Source organism: Lacticaseibacillus saniviri JCM 17471 = DSM 24301, from assembly GCF_001311785.1.
Taxonomy (GTDB): Bacteria; Bacillota; Bacilli; order Lactobacillales; family Lactobacillaceae; genus Lacticaseibacillus; species Lacticaseibacillus saniviri.
In genome coordinates this window covers 1-20,635 of sequence record NZ_BBBX01000027.1, presented here as the reverse complement: position 1 = coordinate 20,635, position 20,635 = coordinate 1, and the positions used below count along the sequence as shown (strand labels likewise).

Annotated in this window: 24 protein-coding genes and 4 pseudogenes; 21 read left to right on the top strand and 7 right to left on the bottom strand. The window is 45.5% G+C overall.

The window, feature by feature from the left end; all coding sequences use genetic code 11:
- Positions 1–35: 35 nt before the first annotated feature.
- From JCM17471_RS11915 to lepA, 9 genes and pseudogenes are all read left to right on the top strand, one after another.
- On the top strand, positions 36–1,409 hold the full coding sequence (locus tag JCM17471_RS11915) for a Na+/H+ antiporter NhaC family protein (protein WP_054778043.1): 1,374 nt from the start codon (positions 36–38) through the stop codon (positions 1,407–1,409).
- A 135-nt stretch (positions 1,410–1,544) separates the two neighbouring features.
- Positions 1,545–2,444: a tRNA pseudouridine(55) synthase TruB gene (truB, locus tag JCM17471_RS11910; protein WP_054778042.1), complete on the top strand. Its 900-nt coding sequence runs from the start codon at positions 1,545–1,547 to the stop codon at positions 2,442–2,444.
- 14 nt (positions 2,445–2,458) lie between these two features.
- Positions 2,459–3,448, top strand: a pseudogene (gene ribF, locus JCM17471_RS11905) (riboflavin biosynthesis protein RibF).
- Positions 3,435–4,603: pseudogene (gene hemW, locus JCM17471_RS11900) on the top strand (radical SAM family heme chaperone HemW). Before ribF ends, hemW begins: the two co-directional pseudogenes overlap by 14 nt.
- An 88-nt stretch (positions 4,604–4,691) precedes the next feature.
- Positions 4,692–5,735 (top strand): heat-inducible transcriptional repressor HrcA, encoded by a 1,044-nt coding sequence (gene hrcA / locus JCM17471_RS11895; RefSeq protein ID WP_054778041.1) that lies wholly within the window; start codon positions 4,692–4,694, stop codon positions 5,733–5,735.
- A 10-nt stretch (positions 5,736–5,745) separates the two neighbouring features.
- The gene (grpE, locus tag JCM17471_RS11890; protein ID WP_147661060.1) at positions 5,746–6,294 is read left to right on the top strand and encodes a nucleotide exchange factor GrpE; all 549 of its coding nucleotides are present in this window, start codon (positions 5,746–5,748) and stop codon (positions 6,292–6,294) included.
- A gap of 28 nt (positions 6,295–6,322) precedes the next feature.
- Positions 6,323–8,162 (top strand): annotated as a pseudogene (gene dnaK / locus JCM17471_RS11885) (molecular chaperone DnaK).
- Positions 8,163–8,260: 98 nt separating this feature from the next.
- Positions 8,261–9,406, top strand: coding sequence for a molecular chaperone DnaJ (gene dnaJ / locus JCM17471_RS11880; protein ID WP_054778039.1), 1,146 nt, complete (start codon positions 8,261–8,263; stop codon positions 9,404–9,406).
- Positions 9,407–9,737: 331 nt separating this feature from the next.
- Positions 9,738–11,576 (top strand): annotated as a pseudogene (lepA, locus tag JCM17471_RS11875) (translation elongation factor 4).
- 110 nt (positions 11,577–11,686) lie between these two features.
- On the opposite strand, the gene JCM17471_RS15580 reads toward lepA, so the two are convergent.
- The 7 genes from JCM17471_RS15580 to JCM17471_RS11845 all read right to left on the bottom strand — a co-directional run bounded on the left by JCM17471_RS15580 (position 11,687) and on the right by JCM17471_RS11845 (position 15,052).
- Positions 11,687–12,382 carry a site-specific integrase gene (locus tag JCM17471_RS15580; protein WP_225354296.1) on the bottom strand — a complete coding sequence of 232 codons (696 nt, stop codon included), beginning with the start codon at positions 12,380–12,382 and terminating at the stop codon, positions 11,687–11,689.
- Positions 12,383–12,408: 26 nt separating this feature from the next.
- Positions 12,409–12,885, bottom strand: a complete 477-nt coding sequence (locus JCM17471_RS15575) for an N-terminal phage integrase SAM-like domain-containing protein (protein WP_225354295.1) — start codon at positions 12,883–12,885, stop codon at positions 12,409–12,411.
- 112 nt (positions 12,886–12,997) lie between these two features.
- Positions 12,998–13,309 carry a hypothetical protein gene (locus JCM17471_RS11865; protein ID WP_054778038.1) on the bottom strand — a complete coding sequence of 104 codons (312 nt, stop codon included), beginning with the start codon at positions 13,307–13,309 and terminating at the stop codon, positions 12,998–13,000.
- Positions 13,309–13,830 (bottom strand): hypothetical protein, encoded by a 522-nt coding sequence (locus JCM17471_RS14235; protein WP_156321702.1) that lies wholly within the window; start codon positions 13,828–13,830, stop codon positions 13,309–13,311. Before JCM17471_RS14235 ends, JCM17471_RS11865 begins: the two co-directional genes overlap by 1 nt.
- Complete coding sequence (locus tag JCM17471_RS11855) at positions 13,779–14,150, bottom strand: hypothetical protein (protein WP_054778036.1); 372 nt, start codon at positions 14,148–14,150, stop codon at positions 13,779–13,781. The genes JCM17471_RS14235 and JCM17471_RS11855 overlap by 52 nt, the downstream gene beginning before the upstream one ends.
- Positions 14,151–14,296: 146 nt before the next feature.
- A complete protein-coding gene (locus tag JCM17471_RS11850) occupies positions 14,297–14,680 on the bottom strand; it encodes an ImmA/IrrE family metallo-endopeptidase (RefSeq protein WP_054778035.1) in 384 nt (127 codons plus the stop codon).
- A gap of 12 nt (positions 14,681–14,692) precedes the next feature.
- Positions 14,693–15,052: a helix-turn-helix domain-containing protein gene (locus tag JCM17471_RS11845; RefSeq protein WP_263849499.1), complete on the bottom strand. Its 360-nt coding sequence runs from the start codon at positions 15,050–15,052 to the stop codon at positions 14,693–14,695.
- Positions 15,053–15,299: 247 nt separating this feature from the next.
- On the opposite strand from JCM17471_RS11845, the gene JCM17471_RS11840 reads away from it, so the two are divergent.
- Genes JCM17471_RS11840 through JCM17471_RS11795 form a run of 12 tightly spaced genes read left to right on the top strand, consistent with a single transcriptional unit; the run spans position 15,300 to position 20,480 of the window.
- The gene (locus JCM17471_RS11840; RefSeq protein ID WP_054778034.1) at positions 15,300–15,548 is read left to right on the top strand and encodes a helix-turn-helix domain-containing protein; all 249 of its coding nucleotides are present in this window, start codon (positions 15,300–15,302) and stop codon (positions 15,546–15,548) included.
- Positions 15,545–15,739 (top strand): hypothetical protein, encoded by a 195-nt coding sequence (locus tag JCM17471_RS11835; RefSeq protein ID WP_054778033.1) that lies wholly within the window; start codon positions 15,545–15,547, stop codon positions 15,737–15,739. Before JCM17471_RS11840 ends, JCM17471_RS11835 begins: the two co-directional genes overlap by 4 nt.
- 54 nt (positions 15,740–15,793) lie before the next feature.
- Entirely contained in the window at positions 15,794–16,297 is a 504-nt protein-coding gene (locus JCM17471_RS11830) for a hypothetical protein (RefSeq protein WP_054778032.1), read from the top strand.
- Positions 16,298–16,330: 33 nt separating this feature from the next.
- Complete coding sequence (locus JCM17471_RS11825; RefSeq protein ID WP_054778031.1) at positions 16,331–16,615, top strand: helix-turn-helix domain-containing protein; 285 nt, start codon at positions 16,331–16,333, stop codon at positions 16,613–16,615.
- A 2-nt stretch (positions 16,616–16,617) separates the two neighbouring features.
- Positions 16,618–16,773: a hypothetical protein gene (locus JCM17471_RS14230; protein ID WP_156321700.1), complete on the top strand. Its 156-nt coding sequence runs from the start codon at positions 16,618–16,620 to the stop codon at positions 16,771–16,773.
- Positions 16,757–16,984, top strand: a complete 228-nt coding sequence (locus tag JCM17471_RS14510) for a hypothetical protein (RefSeq protein ID WP_054778030.1) — start codon at positions 16,757–16,759, stop codon at positions 16,982–16,984. The genes JCM17471_RS14230 and JCM17471_RS14510 overlap by 17 nt, the downstream gene beginning before the upstream one ends.
- A gap of 1 nt (position 16,985) precedes the next feature.
- Entirely contained in the window at positions 16,986–17,915 is a 930-nt protein-coding gene (locus JCM17471_RS11815) for a DUF1351 domain-containing protein (RefSeq protein WP_054778029.1), read from the top strand.
- A gap of 52 nt (positions 17,916–17,967) precedes the next feature.
- Positions 17,968–18,852, top strand: a complete 885-nt coding sequence (locus tag JCM17471_RS11810) for an AAA family ATPase (RefSeq protein WP_082395328.1) — start codon at positions 17,968–17,970, stop codon at positions 18,850–18,852.
- On the top strand, positions 18,833–19,402 hold the full coding sequence (locus JCM17471_RS11805) for a DUF669 domain-containing protein (protein ID WP_054778027.1): 570 nt from the start codon (positions 18,833–18,835) through the stop codon (positions 19,400–19,402). Before JCM17471_RS11810 ends, JCM17471_RS11805 begins: the two co-directional genes overlap by 20 nt.
- A 48-nt stretch (positions 19,403–19,450) precedes the next feature.
- Complete coding sequence (locus JCM17471_RS11800) at positions 19,451–20,035, top strand: DUF4373 domain-containing protein (protein ID WP_156321699.1); 585 nt, start codon at positions 19,451–19,453, stop codon at positions 20,033–20,035.
- A 5-nt stretch (positions 20,036–20,040) separates the two neighbouring features.
- Entirely contained in the window at positions 20,041–20,277 is a 237-nt protein-coding gene (locus tag JCM17471_RS16675) for a DnaD domain protein (protein WP_082395327.1), read from the top strand.
- On the top strand, positions 20,274–20,480 hold the full coding sequence (locus JCM17471_RS11795; RefSeq protein WP_054778025.1) for a hypothetical protein: 207 nt from the start codon (positions 20,274–20,276) through the stop codon (positions 20,478–20,480). Before JCM17471_RS16675 ends, JCM17471_RS11795 begins: the two co-directional genes overlap by 4 nt.
- Positions 20,481–20,635: the final 155 nt, after the last annotated feature.

Here is a 20,635-nt window from a genome sequence, read left to right as displayed (position 1 = left end):
TGTTCAAAAATAACGAAATGGAAGTAAGCAAACGCATGCATAACAAACAAATTGGCTTCATCGAGGCGCTATGTGTGATGCTCATGGTTCTCGGATTACTGGGAACACTCATCATCGGATTTAAAATGAGTCCGCACGTCCCAATTCTCATGGTCATCACGCTATTACTGTTCTATGGTCGGCTGCGTGGTTTCTCATGGGATGAGATTCACGATGGCATCATCGAGGGTATTCGACCCGGCATCATCCCGATTATTATTTTTATGTTGATCGGCGTTCTGGTTGCCACATGGATGGCAGCGGGCACCATTCCAACCATTATGGTATTTGGGTTTCATCTGTTGTCGGCACGTTTCTTCCTGCCACTGGTCTTCATCATCTGTGGCATTGTCGGGATGACAGTGGGCAGCTCATTCACCACAATTTCCACTATCGGGATCGCGCTTTTGGGTGTCGGTCAGCTGTTACACGTGAACAGCGCGCTGACGGCTGGTGCGGTGGTGTCTGGGGCTTTTCTCGGGAATAATCTGTCCCCACTGTCTGATACCACCAATCTGGCTGCGGGGTTGGCCGAAGTCAATCTCTATCAACACATCAAGGCGATGGCCGCACCCGCAATTCCCGCCGCCGTCATCAGCCTGTTGATTTATACCTGGCTGGGCCACAATGCCCAACCCGTCGCCTTACATCAACTCGATCAGCTGACTCGAGCCTTGGCCCAGCAGTTCAACTTGAACTGGGTGACACTGCTGCCGGCTGTCTGGCTCTTATTGACAGCGTGGTTCAAGATTCCCGCGATTGCGGCGCTGTTATCCAGCGCGGGCGTCGCGTTACTCACCATGTTGAATCAACCTAGCATGGTGTTCAGTGGCCCAGCTATCGATCAATTAATTATGAGCGGCTTTCAGGCTCATACCGGCGATCGGCAACTCGACACCTTGTTATCGCGGGGTGGTATCAATGGCATGTTGGGTTCCATCGCACTGATTATTTTGGCACTGACCTTGGGTGGTCTATTGATCAAGTACGGGATTATCAATCAATTGATTCACCGCACTGAAGGTGTCATCAATACGCCAGCCAAACTGATTCTCATGACAACACTGAGCGCAGTCGGGATTAATCTACTGGTAGGGGAGCAGTATCTCTCCATTATTCTCCCAGGAGAAACCTACAAGCCGCTGTACAAGAAGTTGAACGTGCCGGCGGTCATGTTGAGCCGGACGCTCGATGGGGGTGGTGCCGCGGTGAATTCACTGATTCCATGGGGTGTCAGTGGTGTCTTTATCGCCGGGACATTAGGCGTTTCACCCTTAGCGTATATCCCGTTTGCGTTTTATCCTTATCTTGAACCGTTAATTACTGTTATTTTGGGATTTTTCTGGCATAAGCGGCCGGTAAGTCGCTGAATTTCACCACGAAGTTTGATACAATGAAGCATGTTTGATAACGGTTTAACAGTGGTTGGTGAACCAGAAATGGACGACCAACTGCTTTCAATGCATCAAAAATAACTAGTGCGTGCACCACGAAAGGAACTTCTCATGGACGGAATCTTACCAATCTATAAACCTCGCGGCATGACCAGCACAGATGTGGTCAGCCAATTGCGCCGCCAATTACACATGCGCCGTGTGGGCCATTCTGGGACACTCGATCCCAATGTTGATGGTGTTCTGCCCATTGCGCTTGGGATTGCGACCAAGGCCGTTCCCGCTCTGATGACTGCCGGCAAAATCTATATCGGTGAAATGACCTTTGGGTTTGCCACGACCACGGAAGATCTCGATGGTGAGGTGGTGGAACATGTTGCGCTCGAGCGCCCATTTTCACGGACCGAAATTGAAGCCGCGATGGCGCAAATGACCGGCGATATTATTCAGATTCCGCCGATGTTTTCGGCCGTCAAGGTGAACGGACGACGGCTCTATGATTACGCGCGGGCGGGTGACCCGGTTGAACGGCCCAAGCGTCCCGTTACCATCTACACGTTCAAAATCACTGATGAGCCGGTATGGCACGAAGCGACCAAAACACAGACGGTGCGCTTTGAAGCCTCCGTGTCGAAGGGAACCTATATTCGGACATTGGCCGTCGATACGGGCCGTGTTTTAGGCGTACCTGCTGTTATGAGTGATTTGACGCGTATTCAAAGCGGCGGTTTCGGCATCGGCCAAACGGTCAGTCTCGACCAACTGGCTGACAGTGATGATCCCAGTCAATGGGTCCAGCCCATCGAATTCGCCTATCCGGACTTGCCGCAGTATCAATTGACCGAGGCGCAATGGGAAGACGTGCAACACGGTCGTTTCCTGCGCATTGGTCGCACGGAACCTCAATTGCTCTTGATGTACACTGGCCAGATGAAGGCAATCTATCGCTATCAATCCGGTCATTACCAGCCAGAAACCATGTTTTTATCCAATCAAGGGCCAAAAGCTTGAAAGAAGGCAGACACATGCAAGTAATCGATATTAAGCCACCACTCAACACCACTCATGTTCCTGACCAACCCATTGTGTTGGCGTTGGGATTCTTTGATGGGGTTCATCGCGGCCACCAGGCGGTTTTGCGCCGGGCTAAAAAATTGGCGGATGAATTGAACCAACCACTTGCGGTGATGACATTTGATCAGCATCCCGCTATTATCTATCGCGATTTACCGGAGTCACAGGTGCATTATCTCTCGGTACGCGATCGCAAAATTGAATTGATGGCCCGTTTTGGGGTCGACCAGCTCTATATTGTCCACTTCACGCCGGAATTTGCGGCGCTCTCGCCACAAGAATTTGTCGACCAATATATTGTCGGCTTACACGCCAACCAGGTCGTTGCCGGTTTGATTACACTTACGGTAAGAAAGATATCGCGAACATGCAGACATTGCCGCAATACGCGAAGGATCGATTCGGCATCACCGTTGTCGCCGAACACGATGAGGCGGGCAAAAAGATTTCATCCACTCGCATTCGAGAGGCACTCGATGAGGGTGATGTGGATACCGCTAATCAGCTGTTGGGCTACACCTACCGAACAACAGGTATTGTTGTACACGGGGGAAGCGCGGGGCCGCGAGTTAGGCTTTCGGACAGCGAATGTCGAAACACCAGCAGAGGAACGTTTACCGGGGATTGGCATCTATGCGGTGGAGTTGAAAGTTCACGATCAGTGGTATCAGGGGATGGCATCCATCGGGCGCAACGTGACGTTCGGTGATGATCGCGCGGTCACCGTTGAAATCAATCTGTTTGACTTTGATCAAGATATCTACGATCAACCCGTGGCAGTCCGCTGGTGGCATTACTTGCGGGGCGAGGTCAAGTTCAGTGGCGCCGATGCCTTAGTGGCACAGCTGCATCAAGACGAGCTCGACAGTAAGGCCTATTTAGTCAACAACAGGCATCATTGCGTTAAGGCGCAAGGAAGGACGACTTATGCCAGCAATTAGTCAAAAAGAAACCACATCGGCTTATATCCATATTCCATTTTGTGAACACATCTGCTACTACTGTGACTTCAATAAAGTGTTTATTGAGGGACAGCCCGTCGATGACTATGTCGAGATGTTACTGCGCGAAATGAAGATGGTGATGGCAGAGCGACCAATCGATAAGCTCGACACGTTATATGTTGGGGGCGGCACACCGACACGTTGACGCCCAAGCAATTGGACCGCTTGATCACGGGGATGCGAGAAATCTTACCGTTCACGGATGGCGAGTTCACGTTTGAGGCCAACCCCAATGATCTCCTGACCACGGACAAGCTCGATGTCTTAAAAGCCAATGGGGTCAATCGGTTATCGATTGGGGTGCAGTCATTCAACGACGACATTCTCAAGCGCATCGGCCGCATTCATCGCAGTGCGGATGTTTACACCGCTATTGCTAATGCCCGCAAGGCCGGGTTTGATAACATCTCAATCGATTTGATTTTCCGATTACCCGATCAAGATCGCAGTGACTTCTTGAAGAGTCTCCATCAGGCGCTTGATTTGGATCTCCCACATTACTCAACGTATTCTCTGATTTTGGAACGCAAAACGATTTTTTATAATCTGATGCGGCAGGGCAAGTTGCGTCTGCCAACACAGGATATTGAAGCGGACATGTACGAGGATGCCATCGATCTGATGGAGAGTCGGGGCCGCCATCAATACGAAATCAGCAACTTCGCTAAAACGGGATTTCAATCTCAACACAACTTGGGTTACTGGCGCAATGACAAGTATTATGGGTTCGGTGCGGGTGCATTCGGATATGTCGGGAAAGATCGTTACCACAATTTTGGCCCGATCCAACAATATCTCGAACCCTTACATAATCATCAATTGCCCGTCATTGAACACCACATCTTGCCGCTCTCTGAGCAGATTGAAGAAGAGATGTTCCTGGGGCTGCGGACCATGCAGGGTGTCAGTCTCGATCACTTCTATGATAAGTATCAGCGCAGTGTGGATTCACTCTATGCGCCGGTTGTGCGGGATTTGAAGACACAGGGACTGCTCAAGGAAGAAGACGGTTTTCTGCGGTTAACGCATCAAGGCAAGTTCCTCGGCAACGAGGTTTTCCAAGCCTTTTTATTGGATGAGGGCATGATTTAGCAATCCCCTATTGACATTGCTAACTGACGCTGATATATTAAACAGTGTTAGCACTCATACTTTATCAGTGCTAAAGGAAGGTGATGACATGCTGACAAAACGGCAATTGCTGGTATTGAAGGAAATCATTCGCCTGTACACTGAAACGGGGCAACCTGTTGGCTCTAAAACGCTAATGGAGGCTCTACCGCTGCATGTCAGTTCCGCGACCATTCGCAATGACATGGCAGCACTCGAAACGCAAGGACTGATCGTTAAAACGCACAGCAGTTCTGGCCGCGTGCCATCGACTGTCGGTTATCGTTATTACCTCGATCACTTGGTTGAGCCCGCTGCGGTTTCACCACTTGATCTGGCAACCATCCAGGATGCTTTTGGGGGTCACTATCACAAGCTCGATGAGATTATCGCCCAATCGGCGGACATCTTGTCACAGCTGACCAGTTACACCGCTATCAGCCTCGGCCCGGAAGTCTCGGACATGAAGCTGACTGGTTTCCGCCTTGTGCCATTGGGCAATCACCAGGTTATGGCGATTCTGGTTACCAATAGTGGCGCTGTTGAAAGCCAAGTCTTCACGGTGCCAGGTAACTTAGACACGGATGCGCTCGAAAAAGCAATTCGCGTTGTCAACGATCAATTGGTTGGCTTACCACTCACTGATGTGGCGAGCCGCCTCCACACGGAAGTACCACAATTGTTGATGCGTTACATGACTTCGCCAGATGGATTCTTGGATCTGTTTGGGAACGTCTTAAAGCAGGCCGCGTCAGAACGTTTTTACGTGAGTGGCCGCTTGAACGTGATGAACTTCATCGGCGATCAAGATCTCGATCAATTGAAGCGTGTGCTTTCGCTGATCGATGACGATGGTGGCCAAATCAATCAATTGTTGGGACCGGCGCCAGGACAGCCGATTCAAGTGCGCTTGGGCGATGAGTTAACGAACAACACACTCAAGAACCTGAGTCTTGTAATCGCGAGCTATGATGTGAATCAGCATGGTACAGGGATGATCGCATTACTGGGACCATCGTCAATGCCGTATTCCAAAATGATTGGCCTACTCGATGCTTTTCGCTCAGAACTGGCTAAACGATTAACAAGTTATTACGCTAATTTTGATGAATGAGGAGGGCATTATGGCTGAAGAAGAGAAGAAAGACGACCAACAAGAAAAATCATTGAAAGATGAGATTCTTGAAGAAATGACGGCGGATCTCAAAGAAGAGATCGATTCACCGGATACCGCAAAGCTGCAGCAAGAACGTGACGATATGGAAGATAAGTATCTCCGCGCTGCGGCTGAAATCAGTAATATGAATAACCGCTTCAAAAAGGAACGGGAACAATTACTGAAGTATGACGGTCAAAAGCTGGCAACGGCAATTCTGCCGGTCCTCGACAACTTGGAACGCGCTTTGCAAACCGAGGTCGAGGGCGATGCTGCCGAATCCCTGAAGAAGGGTGTCGAGATGGTTTATTCGCATCTTGAGACAGCATTGAAGGATAACCACATTGAAGAAATCACCACGGAAGACAACAAGTTTGATCCTAACATTCACCAAGCGGTGCAAACCGTGCCGGCGGATGCGGATCATCCAGCAAACACCGTGGTGCAGGTCTTACAAAAGGGTTATCGCCTGCAAGATCGCGTGTTACGGCCCGCGATGGTTGTTGTTGCTAACTAATTAAAAAATTTAAAAAGAAGGTATGAATATGAGTAAAGTTATCGGGATTGACTTAGGGACCACCAACTCAGCTGTTGCTGTGCTCGAAGGTGGCGAACCAAAGATCATCACAAACCCAGAAGGTAATCGGACGACACCTTCTGTTGTTGCTTTTAAGGATGGCGAAATTCAAGTTGGGGAAGTCGCAAAGCGTCAAGCAATCACAAACCCAGACACGATTTCATCAATCAAGCGTCACATGGGGGAAGCAGGCTACACCGTCAAGGTTGGCGACAAGACTTACACCCCACAAGAAATCTCCGCAATGATCTTACAATACATCAAGAAGTTCTCAGAAGATTATCTCGGTGAAGAAGTGACAGATGCTGTTATCACAGTGCCTGCTTACTTCAATGATAGCCAACGTCAGGCAACCAAGGATGCTGGTAAGATTGCCGGCTTGAACGTTTCTCGGATTGTCAACGAACCAACAGCTTCTGCTTTAGCATACGGTCTTGATAAGGCTGATGCTGATGAAAAGATCTTGGTTTATGACTTAGGTGGTGGGACTTTTGATGTTTCCATCCTTCAATTAGGTGATGGTGTCTTTGAAGTTCTCTCAACTAATGGTGATACCAAGCTCGGTGGGGATGACTTTGATAACAAGATCATCGACTGGTTAGTTTCTGAATTCAAGGATGAAAATGGCATCGACTTGTCTAAGGACAAGATGGCCTTACAACGGTTAAAGGATGCTGCTGAAAAGGCTAAGAAGGACCTCTCTGGTGTTTCTTCAACCCAAATTAGCTTGCCATTTATCTCCGCTGGCGCAAACGGCCCATTACACTTGGAACGCACATTAACCCGCGCACAATTCGAACAAATGACTGCTGACTTGGTTGATCGGACCAAGATTCCAGTTGAAAATGCTCTGAAGGATGCTGGCTTAACCAATGCTGACATCGACAAAGTCATCTTAAATGGTGGTTCCACACGGATTCCTGCCGTTCAAGAAGCTGTTAAGAGCTGGACCGGTAAGGAACCAGATCACAGCATTAACCCTGACGAAGCGGTTGCCTTAGGTGCTGCTATCCAAGGTGGTGTGATCTCTGGTGATGTGAAGGACGTTGTCTTACTCGACGTTACCCCATTGTCCCTTGGGATTGAAACCATGGGTGGTGTCTTCACGAAGTTAATCGATCGTAACACCACAATTCCTACAAGCAAGTCACAAGTCTTCTCAACCGCTGCTGATAACCAACCAGCCGTTGATATTCATGTCTTGCAAGGTGAACGGCCAATGGCTGCGGACGACAAGACGCTCGGCCGCTTCCAATTGACGGATATTCCACCTGCACCACGTGGTGTGCCACAAATCGAAGTTAAGTTCGATATTGATAAGAACGGGGATTGTGCAAGTTTCTGCCAAGGACTTAGGTACTGGTAAGTCTCAAGACATCACCATCAAGAGTTCATCAGGTCTTTCAGATGAAGAAATTGATCGTATGATGAAGGAAGCCCAAGAAAATGAAGATGCCGACAACAAGCGTAAGGAAGAAGTTGACTTACGTAACGAAGTCGACCAATTGATTTTCCAAACCGACAAGACCTTGAAGGATCTTGAAGGCAAGGTTTCTGAAGACGAAATCAAGCAAGCTAAGGATGCCGAAGAAGAACTCAAGAAGGCACAACAAGAAAACGATCTGGATGCCATGAAGGAAAAGCGCGATGCTTTGAGCAAGATCGTTCAAGACTTGACTGTCAAGTTGTATGAACAAGCACAACAAGCGCAAGAAGGCGAAGGTGCAAAACCTGCTGACGATTCATCTAAGTCAGCTGATGATGACACCATCGACGGCGAATACAAGGACGTCAAGGACGACAAGTAATCCCAACGGGCCAAAGCCGGATCAAACCGACTTTGGCTTTTTTATGACATGTGGTATTCTATATGGGCTTTTAGAGAATTTAGGAGGCATAAAAAGTAATGGCAGAGCAGAAAGACTACTATGACATTCTTGGCGTATCGCGGGATGCCGATGATGCGACAATTAAGAAAGCCTATCGCCAATTATCCAAAAAATATCATCCAGACTTGAATCATGAAGAAGGTGCCGAAGAGAAGTTTAAGGACATCAATGAAGCGTATCAAGTGTTGTCTGACCCACAAAAGCGGGCAGCCTATGATCAATACGGTTCAGCTGATGGCCCACAAGGCTTCGGTGGCGGTCAAGGCTTTAGTGATTTTGGTGGCGCAGGTCAGAACTTCGGTGGCTTTGAAGATATCTTCAGTTCCTTCTTTGGTGGCGGCGGCACGCAACAAAGCGCGGCTGGTCCTCGCCAAGGGGCCGATCTTCAGTATCGGATGGATTTAAAGTTTGAAGAAGCCATCTTTGGTAAAGACACCAAGATTTCATATGATCGTGAAGCAACCTGTCACACCTGTGGCGGGACAGGTGCCGCTCCTGGTACCAGCCCTGTAACTTGTCACAAGTGTCATGGTGCCGGTTATATTCAGGTACAACGCAACACACCACTCGGCGCCATGATGACGCGTGAAGTCTGCGACGTCTGCGGCGGTACTGGTAAGGAAATCAAGGACAAGTGCCCAACTTGTCACGGTACAGGTCACGAACAAGAACGTCACGAAATCGACGTTAAGGTGCCTGCAGGTGTTGAAGACGGCCAACAGATGCGTCTTCAAAATGCCGGCGAAGCGGGCTCTAACGGCGGTGGCTACGGGGATCTCTATATTGTCTTCCGGGTCGCACCGAGTGACAAATATGAGCGTGATGGCGCAACGATTTATCTGAAATTCCCAATCAGTTTTGCGCAAGCGGCACTGGGGGATGAGATCAAGGTCGACACGGTTCACGGTCCCGTTGAACTGAAGATTCCAGCTGGCACACAGACTGGCAGTAAGTTCCGGTTACGCGGTAAAGGGGCACCACAATTGCGGGGCAACGGCACCGGTGACCAGATTGTGACGGTTGAAGTCAATACGCCTAAGAACTTAAACGCTAAGCAAAAAGAAGCATTGATGAGTTTTGCGGCCGCTAGTGGTGATGACATTACACCACACGAAGGCAGTCTCTTCGATCGAGTAAAGGACGCTTTTAAGGGCAAACAATAATGCTAAAAAGCCATGTACGTGTTTGCGTGCATGGCTTTTTTGATATTGGCAGCTGTGAGGCATGGGTTGACGGCATCTCGTTCTCGGGTCATAGTAAAGCATGGAATCGATTTGGTCCTAAAATCACAAAATAGAATATTGTCCGCCGGACGGGAATTGAATCCGCATACGGATAACTTATCCACACATTGGTCTAGGAAAACGATGTTGCACGATTAGTTTTTGCGTCAGCGTAACGATTAGTTGGAAAACTTGGTGGCGATGATTGAGAGACGGCGCCGTCATTGGTATAATAGAAAGCACAAATGTTCGGCAGAAAGTAGGCAAATGAATGACGCATGAAGAAATGCTCGCGCGGCAAGAACACATTCGAAACTTCTCGATTGTGGCGCATATTGACCATGGGAAGTCCACGCTGGCGGACCGCATTCTCGAGATGACAGATACCATCTCAGAACGTGAAATGCAGGCACAAGTGCTGGATGACATGGATCTCGAACGTGAACGCGGAATTACGATTAAGTTAAAACGCGGTGGAGTTACACTACAAGGCTAAAGACGGCGAGACCTATATTTTCCATCTGATCGATACCCCGGGGCACGTTGACTTCAGTTACGAAGTCAGCCGGAGTTTGGCTGCCTGTGAAGGTGCCTTGCTGGTCGTGGATGCCGCACAGGGGGTTGAAGCGCAGACCTTGGCTAATGTTTATTTGGCTTTAGATGACGACCTCGAAATTATTCCGGTCATCAACAAAATCGATTTGCCATCCGCGCAACCTGATGTTGTTAAGGAAGAAATTGAAGATATGATTGGCCTCGATGCCTCAGACGCCGTGCTCGCGAGTGCGAAGTCAGGGATTGGGATCGAAGAGATTCTCGAACGGATTGTGAGCGACGTGCCTGCACCAAAGGGCGATATCGATGCACCACTCAAAGCATTGATCTTTGATTCGGTCTATGACGCCTACCGTGGGGTTGTGCTGAACGTGCGGGTCAAGGAAGGTACCGTCAAGGTTGGCGATACCATTGAGCTGATGAGCAACGGTAAAAAGTTTGAAGTCACTGAGGTCGGGGTCATGTCTCCGAAGGCTGTGAAGCGCGACATGCTGATGGTCGGTGATGTCGGTTATATCACGGCGGCCATCAAGACGATCCAGGACACCCATGTGGGGGATACGGTGACGTTGGCCGACAATCCTGCTGAAAAGGCCTTGGATGGTTACCGCAAAATCACACCAATGGTTTATTCTGGGTTGTTCCCAGTCGATAACGCGAAGTTTAATGATCTGCGTGAAGCGCTGGAAAAGCTGCAATTGAATGATGCGGCGCTCGAGTTCGAACCAGAAACCTCACAAGCGTTGGGCTTTGGATTCCGGTGTGGGTTCTTAGGTCTGTTGCACATGGACGTGGTGCAAGAACGTCTCGAGCGAGAATTCAATCTCGACTTGATCATGACCGCACCGAGTGTTGACTATGAGGTCGATTTGACTGATGGCACGACCATGACCATTGCGAATCCTTCTGAAATGCCAGAAGCTAGCGCCGTGAAGGAAATTCGCGAACCATTCGTGAAGGCATCGATTATGGTACCAAATGATTATGTTGGGCCCGTGATGGAAATTGCGCAACGTAAGCGCGGTGAGTTCGTCACCATGGATTACCTGGATACTTATCGGGTGAACGTCGTCTATAATCTGCCACTGTCAGAAATTATCTATGATTTTTCGATGATCTGAAGAGTAGCACCAAAGGGTACGCGAGCCTGGACTATGAAGTGACAGGTTATCGTGCCAGTGACTTGGTCAAAATGGATATCCTGCTCAATGGCGATTCGGTCGATGCGCTCAGTACGATTGTGCACAAGGACTTCGCTTTTGATCGCGGTAAGGCGATTGTTGCTAAGCTGAAGGAAACCATTCCCCGGCAACAATTTGAAGTGCCGATTCAAGCTGCAATCGGGAACAAGATTATCGCGCGTAGCACCGTCAAAGCCTACCGAAAGAACGTGCTGGCGAAGTGTTACGGTGGTGACGTCACGCGTAAACGCAAATTGCTCGAGAAACAAAAGGCTGGTAAGAAGCGGATGAAGGCTGTTGGTTCAGTTGAAGTGCCTCAGGAAGCCTTTATGAGCATTCTGAACATGAACGAAGAGGATACCAAAGGTAAATAGGCATTCCGCTTGTGAAATTCTCCGATAATCACTGTTTTTGCCTACCATTTGCCTACGCGATTTTTTGTCCGTAGGCAAATCCATCGAAAATTGAAGCTAAATCTGATCAACTAATTGTTTGTTGCCGACGAACAGTTAGTTGGTCTTTTTTTGTTGGACAAAATTTTCAAATCGTAAGACAGTATCTTGGCGCATGGTATTTGTGACATGCATATAAGTATCCATTGTGGTTGATATTTTAGAATGGCCGAGCCGCTCTTGAACCACTTTAGGTTTTCGCCAGCTTCTAAAAGCATAGTTGCGTGAGTATGTCTTAACGAGTGAAATGAGAAAGGGATACCGAAATTGTCGTTAATTTTTCTTGAGCGATATCTGATGTAGGTTGGAAGAATTGGATCGCCGTTATTCCGAGTACATACAAAGTTATTTTCGTTATAAAGAATTCCATATCGAACGCGGTTTTCCATTTGAGATTTCCGCTTTTCTTTCAGCTCATTAATCAAGGTTGGGCCAATTACAATAGTTCGATAGCCCGCTGCACTTTTGGGGCTCTCCAAATCAAAAACGCCATTTCCTTTTTGGATCATTTGTCTTTCTATCTGAATATATCCTTCGTCAAGGTTGACCATGTCCCATTGAAGTCCACATACCTCACCACGACGCATACCGGTATAGAAAGCAATAACTAGCGGCATATGAAACGGATCGGCAGGGGGAGTCTGTTCCAATATTTTCTCGAATTGTTCAACTGTGATTATTTTCAGGTCTTGCTTTGTTGTGGCCGGGAGCGGTGCATACTTGGGCATCTCAACATAGCTTGCTGGATTGTCATTTATAATCTTATATGGATACACAGCCTTTTTAGTGCCTCTTTGACTATGGTTAAAATGATTTCTACTGTGTGTTTCTTCGGGGGTTGTCCGGTCCGATCCAATGGTTCTTCAGCAACTTCGTCGATAAAGTGCTGGATAGTGGCAGGGGATAATGACTTAATTCGATATTTTCCTATTTTCGGATTGATGTATCTGTTAACGACATTCTTGTAGTTTTTTCGAGTGTTAAATTTGAGATTTTTCTCAACATAGTTAGTTAGCCAAAAAGCGAAATAATCAGCGACAGACATATCTGCCATCTTTGTATTCATACCGCCATTTTCGTATTCATCAATGGCCTTTCTCAGCGCTTTTTTGGCTTCCTTTTCTGTATAGCCTCCTACACGCTCAATTCTTTTACGCTTACCATTTGCACCAGCTATTTCAAATGAGTAATAGTACTTTTCTCCGCGTTTTCGAATGTAGCCTTCTGACATACCTTTCATTCCTTTCTGAATAGTCAATATCTTGTTTATACACAAACGTATGTTTCGTTTTAGTTTTGAAATAAAAGCCCTTAAAAGGGCTTTATGGTTTGTCTTTTAAAATTTATTCTGTATCTGTTTCAGTGAAAGTGATTGTTTCATTGGACTTTATTGTTTTATCGCTGGACCAGATAGCCGCAAACCATTCTGGATCTTGCAAATTTTTCCTGAGTCCGCTTTCCGGTATTATGCCTAAGCTACCCATAGTTGCTTTTACAAAACCCGCATCAACGTAGCTACTTGTAGCATTTTTGAACACTGCAAGATAATCATTAATCTTCCCAAAAGTGTCGTTTTGCAAATCAGATGGATTGTAATAAAACGCTAATAGCGGCGCTCTGTAACCATCATTATCGGTAGCATAGGCACCAGTCATCAGAATACCGTTTTTGCTAGTGGATTGCTTTGAACCTCTTTGATTTTAAAATTGATCTGGTTAAAGATTGCCTTTTGGGTGCCTTTAAAACCTACCAAACTATCTTCTACCGATTCATTTCGTAATACTAACGTTAAAATCCCATTAACAATGGCAGCACCACTAAAATTGTCGTCTTTTACGTAGCTGCTTAATGTTTTCAAATCAGTAGAGTTTTTCGGCTTAATTGCTGGAGCTACATTTTTGCTACTGCTTGAAGTAGATGATGCGTCTGAAGATGAAGTAGAGCTGCTAGTGCTAGAGTTCTTGGACGAAGATGTTTCTTTCGATTTAGATCCACTAGAACTAGGCACTGGGGCATCTTTAAACTTAGGTGCGAAAAATTTGATTTTGTTTGACAAATCATTGATGTAAAAATCTTTGTTACCACGTTTTTTCTTAGCGATATCGACCACCTTTTTGTCAGTGGTTACTGCGGCAACTTGATATTTGTCTTTCTTATCATTGGCAGAGGTAACCAAGTAATCATCAAACTTCCAGTCACCATTTTATCTGCTTTGGTTCTCATCTCTTCATTAGCAGTTGGCTCTTCTTCGTCATAGTCGTCATAACTATCCAGTAAGACAACGGTTTGACCAGGAGCAGCCTTGCCTGATAATTTGTAATAACCGCCATCAGTATCAACATCAAAAGCTTTTGAGGTCAATATTTTCTTTGAATCGAGCTGATTCATCGTGAGTTTGATGTTGCCTGCATTTTTATCCGACGCGGTGTTGCTGCCACATCCCGCTAACCCAACAACGGCAACCGCTGCTGCGACTAATACTGCAAATCTCTTCATTCAATACTCCTCCAAGATATGATAAAATTTTATTTGCTCGTAAATTTTACGCGCCCTTAACCTGCCCAAAGGTTAGGGGCTTTTTTAGTTTATGATGTCAAAATATTCTGTCATCCAAGTTGGTAATCCGTGGTCTTCAATAATTTTCAAACGATTAAATGGATTGATGTCCCCGCGATCACCAAAATGAATTGGAACATAAAGCTGTTGGCCACATACTCTGATGAGCCAATATGTGCTTTGCTTGCATTCTTGTAAAAATAATTGGTACTGGTGTCTCTAGTTAGAAGGCTATGGCCAATCTCGTGTGCCAGAACATCATTTGTTTCCTGTTCGTTCATGTTCTCGTTTAGATTAATAATTGACATTCGCCGTGAAATTAAACTGTATCCTTGTATGTTGGCTCCCAGGTCAACTGTATTCACTGCAACATTTGGTAGTTTACCAACCAACTCCCAAGGGTCTCTAGTGTTATAACGTCTAATGACATAGCGAGCCATTTCTATAGCTCGATCAGAATCATATGACATATGAACACCTCCCTAATCCGATTCTGACCCACGGTATTTCTTTGGGGTGTATTTCTTCTTGGCCATTTGTCTGGCAAGTTCGAGCGATTGCCTGAGAGAAACCTCTAAAAGCTCTTTATCGCGGTCAGACAAATCCGGATTGGATTTAAAGAAATTAACACTATTGCTATCAGACATGCCATTCAATATTTCTTCAATTTCTGCATCAATAGCTCTGTTATCTTTGTCAGTTAGTGAATAGTAGTGCTCCTTATCGGTATTGCCAAGCAAGAAATCAGTTGATACATTATAAAACTTACTGAAGTTTAAGAGTTCTTCGGCCGAAACTTTGCGTGTACCTTTTTCAATCTTGCTAATTGCGGTATTGTCCATCTTTATCTGCCTAGCAAGTTCAGATTGACTCAAGTTTTAGACTCTCTAAGGTCGATTAGCCGCATTCTGAGCATATCGTTATTCACGGTTTCTCCTCCTTTGCGCTTTGCGCAACTAAAATATAGCATGATTTGCGTTAATCGAAATTATTTTGGCGAAAATCGCAATAAATTAGTTGACTTTGCTCATTTCGCAATGTATTATAAATTCATAGAGTTGCTGATATCGCAAAGGTGGTGATAGATAAATGAAATATGTAGTTGATCTCAACAGAATTCGATTAACGCGAGAAAAACTTGGAATCACTAAAACTGAAATGGCTTCCTTATTAGGCTTATCGGGGACTGAAAAGTATACTCGGCGAGAAACCGGCGAATATAACTTCAAAGCAACTGAAATCCCAGTATTGTCGGCAACATTAAAATTACCGATGGAAAAAATTTTAGTCTCAGCTTTGCGAAAATCGAAAAATAAGATGAAGGAGGTGAAACAATGACCGACGAGCAAAAGATTCAAGCATTTCTAGCGCAGGGCCGTCGTGCAATGCTTGATTTCATCATTGATTGTAACCCAGCGTTGTCTGCCCAATCAGTCAATATGCAGTCCTTAGTTTTGACAGATGCGGAACTAGCAGGGTGGGCATTGAGCGTTTCAAATGAGTTACGCGAGGCCGTTATAGCTGATTAGCTCATGAGTTAATACTAAAGCCGAATGAATGAATTTATAAGAGGGGGAGTATCCATGATAGGTGGGCAAACAACATACAAAATTAAACGCACGTACCAAAGTCCAAAGACAATGGCCGAAGCGTTGCGGAAAGATGATCTGACAACAATAGAAGCGGGCCACATAGTTAATTATTCTCAGGCATCAATGTCCCGATTTAAAACTGGCGCAAAACCAATGCCTTTGGACGCGGCAATTAAGTTGGCCGAAGCAGTCGATACACCATTTCTTGCAATTGACTTAGCCAATAAGACGATTCATCTATCGGCTCCCGTCATCAATGGCGACGGTGTGATAAAGGAACCTTTAGCCATGGCAATACGGTCCATACCAGAGATGAAACAAGCCATAGAAGCGGTTAGTGATTCGTTCGATGAGCTAACGACTCCTGTCGAGAAAGTACTTGATACAAGTGATCCAATGAATACAGTTGATCAGCTTTTGGACGTGATGCTTTATGCGACAAATTGCGCAGCTTTTATCTGTGACGAATCGGCGTTTCAATGCAGTCAAAATTGAGCGCAAGAGAACTTGAATGGAGGCGAAAGGGAATTGTTGGAGATTAATAAGACAGCACGTGTTGTGGTGAAGAGAAGTAAACCAGCAATCGAGCGATTGACCGTAAGCACAGGTGATGCAGCAAAAATGATTGGTGTAAACGTAAACGATGTTCGGGACTTAATTCAATTGGGATATCTAAAGAGTCTGAAGCTCGGAGCAAGAAAAATTGCTAAATCCGAGGTGGTTCGTTTCATCGAAGAAGCTACTGAGCAGGGAATTGACTACAACGAGATACTGGCACCTTACCGGGAAGCACGGAAAGGAAATGATGATTAATCATGGAATGGTTAGTAGATCATTACACATTCTTCCTGCTATTAGTTTTGGCAGGTTTAGCTGGCGCACTTGTCCAAACAGTTATTGAACACGGATTTTGGTCATTATTTGACCCAAATTACAGCAAGGAGGCACATAAACATGAAGCCAAGCAGTAAACAGATTTTGTTGGAGAAACGAGACGAGGCCATCGACCACTTAATGGATGATCCAACAAGCCAAAGTTGGTCTTGGGTATTGGAGCTAACGGTACGAAAAATCGCGGAATTGAACGCAAAAAAGCCCATGCGGCGGCAACCACACGGGCAAGATGGAATAGATAATAAATCAAGTTATGAGTTCATTTTATCACATCAGAAGGAGAGATGATATGACAAATCAAGTTGCAACACTGGTTGATAGTTTTGATGTCAATTTTGAGCCTTCGATCATCACTATTGATAATTACGACAAGCTTAAGGACGCTGTGGCATATCAAGCTGAGAAGTACAAAGGCTTAATTGTGACGGAAGAGACACTTAAATCCGCAAAATCTGCGCGTGCTGAGCTTAACAAATTTAGCAAGGCACTTAATGAACGTCGAAAGGAAATCAAGCGAGAATACAATCAACCACTTAAGGATTTTGAGCAGAATGTTAAAGCTTTGAATGATTTAGTACTGGCTTCAACTACGCCGATTGACCGAGGCATCAAAGTTTTAGAAGCTCAGCAGCAGAAAGAACGTGAAGAAGCAGTTCTAACAGAGATTGCCGAAATTGCGGAAAGTCGTGAAATTGACCCAGCCTTAATTGAGATGAAGCCAAGTTGGCTGACGAAATCAATCAGTGGTATCCAACGGACTCGCGAAATTGGAGATGCAGCAGACTACATTGTCAAAGAACGTGATCGCATTGCTAACGAAAAGGCAGCCGTCAAAGCCTATGCAGAAGCGAATGGGATTGAAGCTGCTGGTTGGTTTGATCAGATTGACCAAGGAGCCAGTTTCGTAGAGCTGCGAATTAAGATCGATGATGCCTTGATGGCGCGTAAGCAAGCAACAGAAAGAGCACAAAAACAAAAGGAAGCCGAAGAGGCTATTGCCAAGATGCATCAAGAGAAGTTTGGTGACTCGGTTGTTGATACTGACACTGGGGAGATTCTGCGCACTGAACAGCAAACACTTACGCCAGAAAATGACGAACCGATGTTGACTAGAGGAATGAAAGTGACAACCACTAAAAGCAAAATGTGGGCATTAGCCGAATTCATGAAAGCCAACGGAATTACATTTGAAAGCATCCAATTGAACGAGGAGGGCTAAACATGCAAATTCAGATGGCAGAACGTACAAAATCAAGGTGCCTATTCTTTTGATGGGAGCAAGTGGGTCTGGGAAAACATTAAGCTCGCTTCTAATCGCAAAAGGGATTGTCGAATCAATGTTTCCTGATATGGATGAAGCAAAACAGTGGACGAAGATAGGCATGCTCGAAACTGAACATCAGCGATCAAGTTTATATGTTAACACTCAGCATGATAACACGACCATACAACCGTTTATGCAGATTGAAGTAATACCACCATTTACGGCCGACCGTTATCTTGAGGCATTTAACGCCTTAAAGCAGGCTGGTGCTGAAGTGATCATCATCGATTCGCTTAGCAGCGTATGGAGCGGTGATGGCGGCATATTAGATCAAGTTAATAAGCTTGGTGGTCAGATTGGCGATTGGAAAAAAGTTGGCCCTGAGCAACAAAAGGTATTGAATTTATTAACTGACACGCATGTTCACGTCATCGCAACGGTTCGTAGTAAGCAAGGTGTCGAAGTCACACGCAACGATACAGGCAAAGTACAGGTTGAAAAAGTTGGTTTAAAGCCTGATCAGAAAGATGGTTTGGAATATGAATTTGCCATCACCTTTCAGCTTTATCAAAACCACTTGGCACAAGCAATGAAGGATAATTCTTCAATATTCGATACACAACAGATTCTGGGACGTCATGTTGGCAATCAGATTTACGATTGGGCAGAAGAGGGCGTTGACTTAGTTGCACAAACTAATGAACGCAAGAAGAAAGCAATTGAAGCTATTAATCATTTGGTTGGCGGGAACGCAACATTAGAAGCCATGTTAAAGCAGTTTGAAACACAACTTAGTAATTCAAATATTGAGACTTGGAATTTAGCACAACTAACAGCCGTGTATAAACAATTAGCGGCTAGTCAAAAACAAAATGAAAAGGCAGGTAACTAAAATTAGTTTCTCATACGATGAAAATAACGTTGGTATTAAGCCATTAGAGGCAGGTATTTATGAAGTCTACCCAAGTGCATGGGCACGAGAACAATCGAAAACATCCAGCAATGACATGATTCAAATGAACTATATTGTACGCGATGATGTTGAACAGCCCGGCCAAGGCAACGAAATTCGATTTGATAATTTTGTTTTAACGAATAGTTCAGCATGGCGCCGGAATTCACTTATTAAGGCAACGAATGCTTATCCAAACGGCTTTGACTTTGGAACACCTGAAAATTGGGCAGAAGAAATGCTCGGTAAGCCAATCAAGGTAACGGTTGAAATGGAGACTTTCAACGGTAAATCAAATGCCAAGATTAAACGATTTGATAAGTCTGATTTTCCAATGACTATTCAACCGCAAGTAAAACATCATCAGCAGGCATCGAATCAACAGATGGGCCAAGCGAATGCTAGTAAACCACCAGTGAGCTCTCCGGATCCTTTTGCCAACAACAATGGTCAACCAATCGACATCTCGGATGATGATTTGCCATTCTAGGAGGTCATTCATTAATGAAGACAATAGCAAAGAAATCGGGGTGATCGTTTGGCAAGACCGATTAAAAAAGGCTTGGACTATTACCCAATGGATTCTGACTTTTTACATGATATGAAGGTTCGCAAGATTATGCGCGCTAATGGCGCATCAGCAATCGCTATACTCATCTGCCTGTTCGGAAATATCTATCGTGATGAAGGGTATTTTATGCGATGGGATGAAGATGCACGGTTCTTAATTGCTGACGATGTTGGGGTTAAGGAATCGTATGTAGACGAGGTTGTTGTTAAGGCTGTGAAAGTTGGGCTTTTTGATTCGGAATTATTTTCTGGGCATCAAGTGCTGACATCTCACGGCATCCAACAGCGCTATAAGAAAGCGGCCGTTCAAAAGTCGGATAGTTCAATTTCTCCGGCATATAACTTGTTGGAATTAGTTTCCAATGATGATAACGGGGTTACCACCAATGGAAACCAGAGTTATCAAGACGTTTCCAGTGCTGATAATGCACAAAGTAAAGAAAAGAAAAGTAAATCAAATAAAAGTAAACCAGATCAAACAGAGACTACAACACCAGCGTCGTCGTACTCGCTGCCATCAGATGATGACAAAGCCAAGCGTAATGCTTTTTAGAACCACTGGTTGAGTATTACACCAAGAATATCGGTCGGGTAACACCAAGTATCAAAATCAATCTGGAGAAGTCAGCCACAGAGACAAGCAGGTTTTTAGTTGGCAAGGCACTCATCGCGACATTTGAAGCAGGCAAGTCAGATTGGGCTTACACGCGTGGTGTACTCAATAACTGGATTAAAGACGGCATCCGCACGAAAGAGGATTATGAGCGAACATTTGGAATGGAGGCGGGACTATGAATAAACGGCAAAAGCAGAAATCAGACAAGCGTTTGATGGAAATTAGTTGGTCTGACATTCAAAAGCATCCTGATATCGCAGCTATTAAGGCCGGAGCGCTATTGTGGGCACTGTCCAATTCTGATGATTTATTAACAATCGTTGTCGCAAATCACAACATTGATAGACTCTTTGGCGAACGTATACAGGTACTGAACAGCTAATCGATTCGGAAACCGGTGCTGTATACAAACTCAATGAGTCGTTAGGAGGCGGATGAGCTATGTGGGTAGTTAAAGGTGAGCGCACAGGCAAGGCTTATTATGCCGGAGACTCACATGCGGACATGAGCCGCTGGATTAACGGAAATTACCGGCCC